Genomic DNA, 12,278 nt, shown 5'->3' with positions numbered 1-12,278 from the left:
GGCCGTTTCAGGTGCCGGGATCGGGGTGCGGGCCGGTGTTCGGGGTGATGGTGTGCGGGGCGACGTCGTGGAAGCGGGGCATGCCGAGGTCGGTGGTCCGGTGTGCTGACTCTTGGAGTTGGGCGATCTTGTTGTTGGCGGCGGAGAGGCTGACGTTGAGGCCGTCGACCTCGCCGAGCCAGCCGTGTTCGCGGGCTTCGTCGATCCGGGCGAGGAGGTTGTCGCGGATCTCGATGAGCCGGGGCAGCTGGGCGGGGTCGGTCCGCAGAAGTGGGCAGCGGATGCAGGCGTGCTCGTGGATGCAGCCGGTGCCGTAGGCTCGCCCGCAGCTGCCCAGGGAGACTTTCCGGTGCTCGAAATGACCGAGGAATTCCTCCCACTCCTCATCCGTAGGGGACCGGTATTCGGTGGAGGGCCGCAGGTCACGGCGGCGGGCGAGGTAGGCCCGGTGGCCGGTGATGGCCTCCTCGGGGTAGACGGCCTTGTAGCCCATGGTCGTGTTGATGTTCGCGTGACCCATGATCAGCTGGCAGATGTGGGGCGGCATCCCGTTCATGATCGCTTCGGTGGCGAAGATCCTGCGGAAATCGTGGGGCTTGAAGTCCAGCAGCGCGCCCGAGGCATCCGTCACGCCCATGCTGTTGGCCGCGTCGGTGATCCAGCGGCGAAGGGTCGTCGCGCTGATGGGGCGGGCGTCGGCGCCGTGGCGGTGCTGGAAGAGGACGGGCATGGCCGGGGTGAACTCGTGCTCGTGGACGTCGTAGGGGACGACGATCGGGACGGCGCCGACCTCGTCGCGGATGCGGTGGATGATCGCGGCCAGGACGTCGGCGAGCTCGGGTGAGATCACAAGCAGCCGTTCGAGGTCGTTCTTGGACGGGGCGACGTGCAGCAGCGGCACGAGTTCGCCGGTGGAGGGCAGCCGGTATTGGACCAGGCTGTGGTGGGACAGTTCGGTGAGCTCCTCGATGCGGATCCCGGTGGCGTGCAGGACTTCCACTGCGGCCCAGGTCCAGAACGCGGTGTCGTCCTCGCGCGTGAGATCGCGGCGTGTGCCGGTGGCGGGGTCCTCGGCCCAGGTGCGGGAGGTGCCGGTGGCGATCCGGGCTCGTCGCAGCACGATGGTGGGGTGATCGATCATCTCGCCGGGTGGTGTCCGGTCGGCTGCTTTGAGCAGGGCGGCCGCCTGGAGGCGGGCGTCGTCGACGTGGCGTCGCAGGGAGGGCAGGTGGGGCAGGCGCTCGCGGGTGCGTTGGTCCATCCGCGACTTGCGGCGGGCGGCGTCCTTGGTGGCGCCGATGTCGGTGCGGCGGATCGGGCATGGGACCGCCCAGGCGGCCCAGCGCTCGGGTTCCTCGCTGGCCCAGTGGGACAGGTCGAGGTAGAACGCGCGGACCGTGACCAGCAAGGAGGCGGCGTCGGTGCGGGGCTCGGTCGTCTCCACCCGGCGGCCGTCGGCGGTGCGGACGGTGACGGTCTTCCTGGAGGTGCGGCTCTTCCAGGCGGTGGCGACGTCCGGCGGCAGCCGCAGGGAGTCGATCCCGGGGTGGTGGTTCTCCAGGTCTTTCCAGAAGAGTTTCACCAGGTGGTAGGCGAGTTGCTTGAGCGTGGCGTAGTCCAGGCGGGGGCGGTGCTCGGCGAGGTAGGCGACCAGCAGGTCACGCACCGGTCGGCAGGCCGGTGCGTACTGGTCCACGAGTTCCTCGACGCTGAGCTGGTGGCCGAAGCGGCGGTCGAGCATGCGCAGGGTGGTCGGCGCGTCGGGCGGGAAGTGTCCGAGCGCGTAAAGGAGTTGGTAGAAACCCCATCCCGGATGGCCGGCGCCTTCGGCCTTGCGCTGGTCGCGCAGTTCGATCAGCTCCAAGCAGTCCCCGACGGCGATATCGGCGATGGTGCCGCCCTTGGCGGTCAGAATCACGGAGACCTGCTCGGCAGCGTGGCGGCGCTGGTCGAAACTCAGCCCTGCCGCGGTGGCCTGCACGGCGAGCGCGGCGAAGCCGCGCGGATCGCGCAGGCGAGGGATCTCCCGGCCCAGGGGGAACCGGATCGGGCTGGTCACGAGCCAGGCCATCGGTGGGCGTAGGACGTCGGCGTAGATGAGCTGGCCCAGGCCGGAGGTGAGCGCGGCGGCGAGTCCCTCGTGCCCGATCGTGCCGGTGCGTCCGCGGTCCTGGAGCCACTGTGCCGCAGCCGTGCGCCAGTCGGCGCGCGGGTCATCGGCGATTCCGCTGGACTGCCAGCGTTCCTGCCAGTTCCCGCCGGGGTGTTGCTCCAGCCAGTCCAGGAACAGGACGGCGGCACGTCGTCGGCGCCGCTGGTTCGAGGGCGTGCCCACCGTCAGCGGCGGGGCGGCCAGCCGGGACAGCACCATCGCGCGACTCCAGGACATGGCCGGCCAGCACGTCGGTGACGGTCGTGGCGGGAACCGGCGACGCAGATCCTGCGAATCCCGGCCCCGGGGCGATCGCTCCGGCGGCGGGGCGATGACTGGCGTGCCGAGCGGTGCCGGCGCCCTGCTCGTCACGCCGGTCCCCGACCGAAGAGGACGTCGAGTGACTCGCTCCGGTAGCCGGGGGCGGTCGGCGCCGGCGGCGCGGCGGCGCGGTCGGCTGCCCGGCGGTGGTGTGCCAGCACCGAAGCGATCACGTCCTCCGGAACAGGAGAGAGATAGAGCTGCGTGGTGGTCAACTGGGCGTGTCCCAGGACCCATTGAACATCGGTCAGCGGCATCCCCGGGTCCCTCGCCATCCGGTAGGCCGCGGTATGCCGAAGATCATGAAGGCTCCAGTTCGCTCCGATCATGGCGTTGACCCGCTGGAACATCCGATATGCCGCCGGATAGGACAGCGGCCGGAACGGGCGGCGCAACGTCCACCACAACGGAGCATCCACCCCTGTCTCGATGAGCCCGTCCATCTGCGCCTGGTAGAGGCGCAACCACACCAGCGCGTCCGGGGACGTGGGAAGCGCTTGCAGAGCCCGGCTGCCCTTGCGCACCACGGTCACCAGCTGCTGGCCCGGGTCCACTTCCCCGCCCCGCACCCCCAGCAGCTCCGACGCCCGGGCCCCCGTCGACACCCACAACGCCACCAGCGCCCGGTCCCGGTGCGAAGGCAGCCGGGAGAACAGCTCGTCGAACCGGTCGTCCGGGATCCGCCGCGGGGCCTGCTGGGAGATCTTCGGGCGGTAGAGACCGCTGCGGTCGAACCGCACCGGGGCCGTCGGAGTCCGGTGAGCCCCCGCTCGTTCCCCGTCTCTGCCTCTGACCAGCGGGAACGGGTTGACCAGCGGACCGCTCCCCATCTCCAGATGGAAGGCGTAGAAGCTGCGGAGCACCGTCTCGCTGTGTGCCCGCGTCCGCGGCGCGTACTGGCGCCCGGGACCGCTCTTGCCGGTCACCGGGTTCACGCGTCCCCGCGGGATCGCGCCGTCCCTCTTCGGCTTCTCGGCCACCTGCAGCCACCTGCTGAAGTCCCTCGCCTCCACCCTGGTGGCCTGCTGCCAGGGCACCTCGACCGCCCACAGGAACCGGAACCACCTCAGCAACGCCAGCGCATACGAGCGCTGCGTCGTCGCCGGCCGCCCGATCGCCTGCAAGTCCTTCAAGTACTCCGCGACCGGGCCGACCGCCGCCCCGGAAGCATCCAGCAGCTGGTACGGCTCCCAAGGATCGGCGGTCTCCACCACCGCCCCCACCGGCGGCACCACCAATGCCGCGACCTCACCGGAGCCTTCACGCGCCTCAGACATGCGTCCAGACGGTAGCCACAACAACACACCCCCATGCTGTGAACTGCGAAGATTGGAGTGGTAGTTCAGTCAACAGTCACCGACCGCCTGGCGATCACAGGATCACGGTGGAGCGTCCCCGGCGCCGAAGCCGTCCTCACCCTGCGAGCGATCATCAGCAACGGCGACTTCGACGAGTACTGGCGGTTCCACCGCACGCGAGAGATCGAACGTGTCCATCCCCACGCCGACCAGCACCGATTCCAACTCGCCGTCTAACAAAGCGACCTCACCGCATCCGAGCTACACCCATACCGGTTAGGGCTGACCGGCGAGAGACTTCAAGATCCCGTTATGAGATCTTGCCCGCCAGGTCAGCGGACCCGCCATTCAGCATCCGGGACAAATCCGGTTTGAATGTCACATACAGAGACCGACCATTCACGTGCAACAAATACTGGCCGCGAAAGAAGCATATCTCCGGCGCGCTGGGCGCGCAGAACAATCCCAAATTCATCCGCCCCCGGATCTCCTTCCTGCGACATTGAAACTTGATGTACCCCATGTGCTACCGCGTAGTCAATGAAATCGTCCTCGATCTGAGACGGAACGCGCCCGACCAGCTGCAGTCCATTGAGATCAACTTGTGGACCGAGGCGCGCATCAATTGCTACGCAGGCCAGTTGGCCCGAGTCTCCATAATATGCGAATACCTTGGGTTGGATGCCGCCGAAATAGGCATTCTGGGCAATTCCTTCACGGTATGTGCAGGCTGCCAATGGTTCACCTAGCTCTGATGCGACCTCCTCGTGGGTCATCCCAAAGCGAAGCGGTCCCACCTTTACGAACGGTTCGTACGACCATTTCGTATGCTCTTGCCCATCAAAGATGGACCCTGCGTTACCCATATCGTCAAGGCATCCATTCCATCTTGCCAGGCTATTCACCCGGATTCGGCACACAGTGTACACGCGTGGTGTCGCGCGCCGCAAAGGAAGACGGCAGCAAGTCACTACGGTAGTGGTATTTGTGATTTCCCATATAGCGGAATTGAGCCGCCATCGAAATAGATAGTCAACTTTGACCCCGGGGGGAGTATGGCCTCCACTGCCGGCTGGCATCCAAGCGGAGGGCCACATACGTAATCATTGTTAATGACGGCACTGCCATTCAGTGCTCCGGAGTTGCGCATCCAGATCGCAAACCGCGTTTCTGGATGCTGACTCGAAGGGTAGTACGGAGCCTTCGGATTGATGCGCTGCATGCCGCTCCTCGGGTCTTTAAGGAGCTTGTTCGCCTCCTCTACATTGTCATCGGTTCCCCCGCTGGTTGTTGGCCCCTGGAGAACCTTTCCGTCCGGGTCCAACAGGACCCCAGTAGTGGGCCCCCGGCTCTGGCGAGGTGTTGCTCGTGGCGGTCTCGCTCTGGACTGGACCCCGACCACTTTCGTGGACACTGGAAGTAGTTCATCGCAGTGTCAAGTGGGAAGTGCACGATGGTTTCAAAGCGGAAGAAGTACGCTCCGGAATACAAGGCAGAGGCCGTAGAGCTTGTAGTGAGCTCCGGCCGGCCCGTGGCTGAGATCGCCCGGGACCTCGGCCTGAACGAGGGAACCCTCGGGAGCTGGGTAAATGCCGCAAAGAGGAGCGGAAGCATCAAAGACAAGCCGCTTACTATCGATGAGCGCGTCCATATGAAGGAACTCGAAGAGGAAAACCGAAAGCTCCGAATGGAGCGGGATTTTCTAAAAAAGCAGCGGCGTGGTTTGCGAGCCAGAATCAATAAAGTTCGCCTTTATCCTGCAAGTCAGAGACGAGCAGGCTGGCAAGCCGCGCCGCTTCAGGTATCCCATCAACTTCATGTGCCAGATGCTGCATGTATCTCGAGCCGGCTTCTATGCGTGGATCGGCAGGGAGGAGTCCCGGCACGCGCGGCGCGATGTCGAGCTCACGCGACTCATCATCGCCATCGACAAAACGAATAAGGGAAGGTATGGAATCGATCGGATACACGCCCAGCTGGCCCGCCAGGGCGAGCGCGTGTCGCCCAAGCGTGTCCGGCGCCTGGCCAGGGCTGCTGGACTGGCCTGCGTCCACCCCAGGCCCTACAGGGCCACCACCCTCCAGGACCCCGCGAACCGACGGGGCCTGGTGGATCTCGTCGAGCGCAACTTCGTCCCGGAAAAGAAAGACCAAATATGGTACGGGGACATCACATATATTCATACCGCAGAGGGCTGGGCCTATATGGCCACGGTGATCGACGGATACTCGCGCAAGCTCATCGGCTGGTCCATCGCTGACAATATGCGTGAAGACATGGTGGTCCAGGCGCTCGATATGGCCATCCGCAACCGCCGGCCAGGCCACGGAGAAGCCGTGATGCACACGGATCGTGGCAGCCAGTACACCGGCAGTAGATTTCGCGACCACTGCCTTGACAACGGGGTCATCCCTTCGGTAGGAAAGACGGGGATCTGCTTCGACAACGCTGCGGCCGAGTCCTTCAACGCAACCCTCAAGAAGGAACTCATTCACCTGCATGTATGGGCAACAATCAAGCAGGTCAAAACCGCCATATTTGAATATGTCGAGTCCTACTACAATAGAAGCAAGATTCAGCGGGAACTTGGCTACCTATCGCCCTATGAATTCGAGAGCAGGTCTACATTTAGCGCAGCACTAGCAGCATAGAAGACTGTCTTCGAAATCGGTCGGCCTCCAGCGGGCGGCAGGCCAGGCTTGCGGTCGTGGGGGTACCACTGCCCGAAGTTCTCGTCGCTCCAGGGCCCTTCGAGATGGTCTCGGGGGCCATGATCGCATTGTGATCATTGTGGGCAGGGATTCCGGTAGGGGATGCCGGGTGCGTATTGCGCCCACTGGCCGGTCGTCATCGTGTCTCCCGTGTACGTGCACAACCGGTCGGCGAGGTTCGTGGGTGCGGTGTCGAAGAACATCACCGAGCCGCTGGTGGCAACCGCGATGGTCGGGTGTCCTGACAGGAAGGAGGCCGATACTTCCGCTCCGCCGGCTTGGTTTGCGGGGATCGTGATGCTGCTCAGGAGGCTCGGGGCGGCAGAGCCGAGGGTTCCCCATATCTGAATGGAGGCTCTGTTCCAGTCGGCCATCAGCTGGTCGTCCTGGCTGAAGGTCACGCCGGCCGTGTCCTGCAGCGCGCCCACCGCGCCAACCGAGTGAGGGTGGGAGGGATCGTGGACGTCCCAGAGGGTCAAGGTCTCGTTGGCTGGTCCTGAGATTGCCAGCCTTGTGCCGTCGCTGCTCATGTTGAGGGTGGATCCAACGGCCTGGGGCAGGCGGCTGGTGTGTGTCAGGTGGCCTCTCGGCAGTGCGAAGACCACCAGCTTGTCGCCGCTCGTTGACACGCCGGTGGTGGCGGCGAGGATGCCGGTGCCGCTTGCGAGACTTCCTTCGGCGGCTCTTTCCACGTCCGAACTGCCGGCCTGTGTGGGGTGACCCGGATCACTGATGTCCCACCACGTTATTCCGTTTGCGGTGATGACGCTGACGGTGTTGGTGTCGGCGAGGCCCGCGATGTCGCTGGATGGGTCGGGGATGGGGATCGCGCCGAGCTTGGTGGCGGTGAGCGTGCTGGTGACGCTCCAGAGTCGGAGTCGGCCGCTGCCCTGTATCGCGACCAGGTTTCCCACGGCAGTGACCCCGGGGCCGAGGATATAGTCGGCTCCGTCCAAGGCCTTGGGAACAACTGGGAAGTCGACGGTCCCCAGCGAGGCGGCCTTGACCGGGTGGTGTGGGTCGTGAAGATTCCAGAGCTGGACTGTGCCGTCGTGCGCCACGGTCAGCAGGCCGCTGGTGCTGAGGAACGAGACATCTTGAACCCCGGCCGACAGACTCAACGTGGCGTCCAGTACCGGACCGTCGGGGGCAGATATGTCCCAGACGCCGACCTGTGAGTCGGTGCCGGAAAAACTGCTGGCGCGTAATGGTGCTGCGAGGAGTCGGTTGTCTGGGCTCAGGGCCCATGTGCTGCTGCCGGTGATCGACAGGTCGGGGACTTCAGGCAGGGGCTGCCGCCACAGGCGGACCACGCCGTCCAGCCCGCCGGTGAGGATGGCGCCGCTTGTCGTATATGCCAGGGCGAAGGTGTCGAAGCCGGTGTCCGTGCAGGTGGACACGGCATTCAGCGCGAGGTTCGCCGGGGACAGATCGACTAGGCACAGCGCGCCCTTGGGATCGTTGGTGTCCTGCCCGCCGTAGGCGAGGGTGCTGCCGTCGGGACTGAAGGCGACGCTCTGCAAGTCCGCGGGGGCTACTGCGGTGGTGACGGAGATCGACGCGGGGTGGGCCGGGTCGCTGATGTTCCAGAGTCCGGGGTTCACGTCGGCGGCGGCCAGCATGTCGCCGTTGGGGCTGAAGGCCACGGATTGGTATCCCGTGGAGATCGTGGCTGTTCTCACTGCTTCGGTCGGGGAGAATTTCCACAGTTGGGTCGTGCCGCCCTGGATCGTTTGTGCCAGGAGGGGGCCGTGGGGTGAGAAGGCGACGCCGGCGATGACGCCCTGCTCTGACGTCGGGTTCGGTATCTCGACAGCTCCGCGCGGATGCGCCGGGTCGGCCACCGACCAAACGAGGGTGTAGCCCTGCTCGGTCGCCGCGGCGAGCAGGCTCCCGTCCGAGCTGAAAGCCATGGAGGTGTATTGAATCCTGGCTCCCGTCAGGCTCGGGGGGAGCGGTAGCTGCGCTGTGATCTCGGGCTGATGGGGGTTGGTCAACTTCCACAGGCATAGGCGCTTTCCACCTGTGCACGCGGCGGCCATCAGGTCGAGGCGCGGGGCGAGCGCGAGTGCTGCGGCGGACGAGCGCACGGACGCGTCCAGCACCGGATGGGACGGGTCGGCCGTGTTCCAGAGACGCAGGGACCCATCGTCCTCCACCGCCGCCGCGAGCGGGCCATCGGATTGGGCCGCGATCCTTAGCACGCCGCTGCCGGTGGTGGCGATGAGCCGGTCCAGAGGCGTGTCAAGGGAGGCGTAGAGCTGATCGGCGGCAGCCTGCGTCGGCGAAGTGCGGTAGGCGGCTACCGCGAGTTGCGCGGCGAGCCCGGGATCGGTGGGTGTGAGCGCGGCCGCATCGACGGCAAGCGTGTTCGAGCGGGTGATGGCGGCGCTGCGGGCGGCCTGCAGACGATTCTGGTTTGCGATCAGTGCGGTGGCGCCGACGGCAAGGGCCAGCGCGCACACGAAGGCGATTACTGCTCGTCGGGCGCGGGCGCGGGTGCGGACGTGAGTGTGCCCGCGGTCCAGGTATTGGCGCTCGGCGGGACTCAGTTCGTCGGCGCGGTCGGGGTACCACGGACGGGCACTGGAGAGCGCGATCCTGGTGGGCAGCAGGTCGGCAGGGCGCTGCGCCTTCTCCCACCGGCTGACGTCGTGGCGCAGGGATTCGTGCCAGGTGAGGAAGGCGTTGTCGGCGGCGACCTGCTGCGCGAGCATCGGCCAGGCGATGAGGAGCACTTCATGGGCGAGTTCGACGGACTCGGCGTCTAAACATGAGGCGTTCTCGCGGTCGGTATCGGTTCTGGTGCGGATGACGAGCAGTCTGGCGGCGGCCAGGAGCTGGGCGACGCGCCACTCGTCGTCGCTGAGCTCCGTGCGCGGTACGACGCGGCGTGTGGGAGCTTCGGACCCGATGGGGACGCGCACCAGTCGCGGCAGCAGGCGCTGGGCGGCGGCCCTGTCCGCGTCCGGGACGTCCGCCCAAGCTCTGTCGGCGTATGTGGCCAGTGCGCCGGCGACACCCCCGAGCGCGTGGTAGGCCTGGAAGGTGAGCATGCCGTTCTCCTGGTGGCCCCACAGCAGGTCGAGAGTGAAGCCCAGTAGTGGCAGGACGCCAGGGTCGGTGCCGGTGTCCTTGAGGATCTGCCCGTCGAGCTGCGGCTCGAAGTAGACGCCCGGTACGGTCTCGACCGGCTGGGTGATCGCTTGGCGTAACTGGTCGCGGCTCATCGGCATCAGGCCCTCGAACGTCTGGCTGACCAGGGGCCCGAGAACCTGATGGCTGAGCACCGGCTCCACGAAGTCGGCCCGCAGCGTGGCCAGTACACGGACAGCTGCAGGGCGTCTGTCGCCGGAAAACAGTGCCACCAGCGCAAGGATGTCGCCTTGGTGGTGATCGAGCAGTTCTTCGAACTGGTCGATCACCACCAGCAGCCGCGAGGCGCTGTTTTGGCCGACAATGAGCGGCACGATGTTGTGCAGGCCCTCTCGGGCGAGCCGGTCGGCGAGGTCGTCGGCGGCCGAGAGCGGCCCCTGCCTGTCGGTACCCGCTACCAGCGGCACGAGTTCGGCAGCCAGGGCACGTAGGGGACTGCTGCCGTGCGAGGGGCGGACGACGACCGGAATCTCGCCCGCCGTGCGCCGCAAAGGAACAACCCCAGCACGGACCAAGGAAGATTTCCCGCTGCCCGTGGGGCCGATCAGCGTTGTCCAGCCGCGTCGGCCGACTGCCGCTGCGATGCGCTCGGAGTCCTCCTGCCGACCGTGGAAGATCACCTGGTCGGATTCCTCGAACGGCTTGAGGGACCTGAAGGGGGACGGGGGCAGAATCAGGTCGCGCAACCGCGGCCACGCAGCGGCCAGGCGCTCGGTGGGGATCAGGTAACTGACCGCCGGAGCGCCGGTTTCGGCGATCGCCATCATGCCGACCACGCAGCCCAGCGTCTCGTCCCAGACCGGCCCGCCACTGAAGCCCTGGGAGACGGCGTAGCCGCCTGATGCCGGGTCGAGGTTCATCTGGATCCATCCGGCGGCCTGCGGTGCCTTGAGCAGACCGCTGTGCCAAACGCCGTCCGGACGCGCGCCCGGCAGTCCGAAGGCACCTGCCCGGTGGTTCCAGACTCCGTGGGCCTCGACGAGCCGTACCGGCCGCGCCCCAGGTACAGGCGCGCTCAGCCGGAGCACCGCCACGTCGCCCGAGCCTGTGGGCTGACGCGGCATCAACTCTTCGACACTCGCGGTGAGGACCGCTCCGTTCCCGAACGCGGTCGTCAGTAGCGGCAGGTCTACTGTGATGACCGCTCCTTCGGGCTTCGGGGCGCCTGCTGTCAGACCGAGTGCCTGGTACACCACGTGCGCGCACGTCAGCGCGAACTGGTCGTCGACGAGGAATCCGACGCCCGCGGACGTCTTCTCCCCGTTTGCGCCGGGCCTTTCCGCGTAGATCCGCAGAATGGCGGGCTTCAGGGTCTCAGGACCAGCACCCTCCAGGTGGGGGGCGTGCTGCGTCATAGCGTCCCCTCGGGCGCCCGGACAGACCCGGCTTCCGGTTCTGGGGTCGGCAACCCGCGCCATGCGAGGGTGATCTTGAAATTGGCCTGTGTCGCGGTGGTGGCGACGACCAGGTTCGCGTCGGCTGAGAGCGAGAGCCCGAACTCGAGGCCGATCTCGTCGGGCGGATTGGCCATACCGGTGAAGCCGTCGAGGAAGCTCTCCGCCACTGGGCGTATGCTGGCGAGCATCTCCCCGAGCGACCGGGTGGCCCGTGCGACCGCCTGGCCGGGCCTCGACACCTCGACGAGGCCCTCGGTGGCCTGCTCGATCTCCACGCCCACCATCACAGGCGGACCAACTGGACCGCCTATCGGCAGCTCTACAAGGTACTTCACTGGATCCCCCTGGAGTCTGGCCCCGCAGCACCGGGACATGTGCATGCTCAAGAGTTGGCATTCAACCGCGATCGGGCCACCGGCACCACCCCAACGCCCACGAACGACCCGCTTGATTACACGTCCACGACCGGCGGCGTGCCTCGATGGAACGACGATACGCCCAGGGACTGCCTGGTCAACCGTGCCCAGCTCAACGGGCGTGCCCAGTCACCGGAGCAATGACCGGCGACCTGAGCGACCGCTCCCGCACGGAGATGAACGAACTCGTCTTCAAAGCAGGTGGAACGCCCCGGCCCAGGCCGAGGCCGATGAGCAGGCCGCCCTCCGGCAGGCATACCAGGACGCCGCCGCCGCTTTCCTCGCCCAGAGGACCCAGGACACCGCTCGTCCTGGCCCGCCAAGTCGCCGACTGGGCCGAGCAAGCTGCACACCGCCTGGAAGACCCGGCACAGCGCCACCCAGCCCCCCGTCCCGCCGGTCGAACGGCAGCCGCGGACGCCACCGGGCAGCGTACGGACCCTACAAGCCCGGACCGACCTGCAGCAGCTGCTCGCCGAAGTCAACCGGCGCAACGCCCAGCAGCCAGAACCCGACCCCGCCGATGCCCACCCCTCGGCCCAGCGCCGGAGCCGGGCAGCCGGAGCCGGTCCAGCGCCCCGCCCGCTGGCGCGGCAGCCGAGCCGGGCAGCGTCCAGGGCAGCGCTGGAAGCGCGGTTCTCCGCCGTCTCCGAGCCGTTGCGTGGAATGCTGATCGAGCGGGCCGAGCGGGAAGAACGCGAACGGGCCGCCCGGACAGGGCGGCGCGAAGACTACTGAAGCTGACCCCGCGTCACCCGCTGGGTGTAACGGCGGGTGTCCGTTGACAGCGAGGTTTCACTGATTGACAGCGAAGTTTGACGGCTTTG

At 66.6% G+C, this 12,278-nt stretch carries 7 protein-coding genes and 1 pseudogene; 2 read left to right on the top strand and 6 right to left on the bottom strand.

Annotated features, from left to right (window positions below):
- Positions 1-7: 7 nt before the first annotated feature.
- From BS75_RS01225 to BS75_RS52040, 4 genes are all read right to left on the bottom strand, one after another.
- A complete protein-coding gene (locus BS75_RS01225) occupies positions 8-2,389 on the bottom strand; it encodes a tyrosine-type recombinase/integrase (RefSeq protein ID WP_156164192.1) in 2,382 nt (793 codons plus the stop codon).
- Positions 2,390-2,520: 131 nt separating this feature from the next.
- Positions 2,521-3,750 carry a tyrosine-type recombinase/integrase gene (locus tag BS75_RS01220; protein WP_034086849.1) on the bottom strand — a complete coding sequence of 410 codons (1,230 nt, stop codon included), beginning with the start codon at positions 3,748-3,750 and terminating at the stop codon, positions 2,521-2,523.
- Between the two features lie 353 nt (positions 3,751-4,103).
- Entirely contained in the window at positions 4,104-4,547 is a 444-nt protein-coding gene (locus BS75_RS45835) for a hypothetical protein (protein ID WP_231607645.1), read from the bottom strand.
- Positions 4,548-4,741: 194 nt separating this feature from the next.
- The gene (locus BS75_RS52040) at positions 4,742-5,173 is read right to left on the bottom strand and encodes a DddA-like double-stranded DNA deaminase toxin (RefSeq protein WP_408022581.1); all 432 of its coding nucleotides are present in this window, start codon (positions 5,171-5,173) and stop codon (positions 4,742-4,744) included.
- A gap of 51 nt (positions 5,174-5,224) precedes the next feature.
- Between BS75_RS52040 and BS75_RS52035 the strand changes: the two are divergent.
- A pseudogene (locus tag BS75_RS52035) lies at positions 5,225-5,449 on the top strand (transposase); the annotation flags it as partial.
- A gap of 40 nt (positions 5,450-5,489) precedes the next feature.
- On the top strand, positions 5,490-6,422 hold the full coding sequence (locus tag BS75_RS01205; protein WP_052069086.1) for an IS3 family transposase: 933 nt from the start codon (positions 5,490-5,492) through the stop codon (positions 6,420-6,422).
- Positions 6,423-6,556: 134 nt separating this feature from the next.
- On the opposite strand, the gene BS75_RS43850 is transcribed toward BS75_RS01205, so the two are convergent.
- Both BS75_RS43850 and BS75_RS01195 read right to left on the bottom strand, forming a co-directional pair.
- Positions 6,557-10,993, bottom strand: a complete 4,437-nt coding sequence (locus BS75_RS43850) for an nSTAND1 domain-containing NTPase (protein ID WP_052069085.1) — start codon at positions 10,991-10,993, stop codon at positions 6,557-6,559.
- A complete protein-coding gene (locus BS75_RS01195) occupies positions 10,990-11,319 on the bottom strand; it encodes a CU044_2847 family protein (protein WP_152645964.1) in 330 nt (109 codons plus the stop codon). Before BS75_RS01195 ends, BS75_RS43850 begins: the two co-directional genes overlap by 4 nt.
- Positions 11,320-12,278 lie beyond the last annotated feature (959 nt).

This window comes from Streptacidiphilus albus JL83, from assembly GCF_000744705.1.
Lineage (GTDB): Bacteria > Actinomycetota > Actinomycetes > Streptomycetales > Streptomycetaceae > Streptacidiphilus > Streptacidiphilus albus.
This window is presented reverse-complemented; position numbering and strand designations above follow the sequence as displayed.

What these genes read in the sequence shown, in the direction of transcription:
- BS75_RS01225 (WP_156164192.1), bottom strand. Translation starts at nt 2,389, where the DNA reads ATGTCCTGGAGTCGCGCGATGGTGCTGTCCCGGCTGGCCGCCCCGCCG.
- BS75_RS01220 (WP_034086849.1), bottom strand. Translation starts at nt 3,750, where the DNA reads ATGTCTGAGGCGCGTGAAGGCTCCGGTGAGGTCGCGGCATTGGTGGTG.
- BS75_RS01195 (WP_152645964.1), bottom strand. Translation starts at nt 11,319, where the DNA reads ATGGTGGGCGTGGAGATCGAGCAGGCCACCGAGGGCCTCGTCGAGGTG.
- BS75_RS43850 (WP_052069085.1), bottom strand. Translation starts at nt 10,993, where the DNA reads ATGACGCAGCACGCCCCCCACCTGGAGGGTGCTGGTCCTGAGACCCTG.
- BS75_RS45835 (WP_231607645.1), bottom strand. Translation starts at nt 4,547, where the DNA reads ATGACCCACGAGGAGGTCGCATCAGAGCTAGGTGAACCATTGGCAGCC.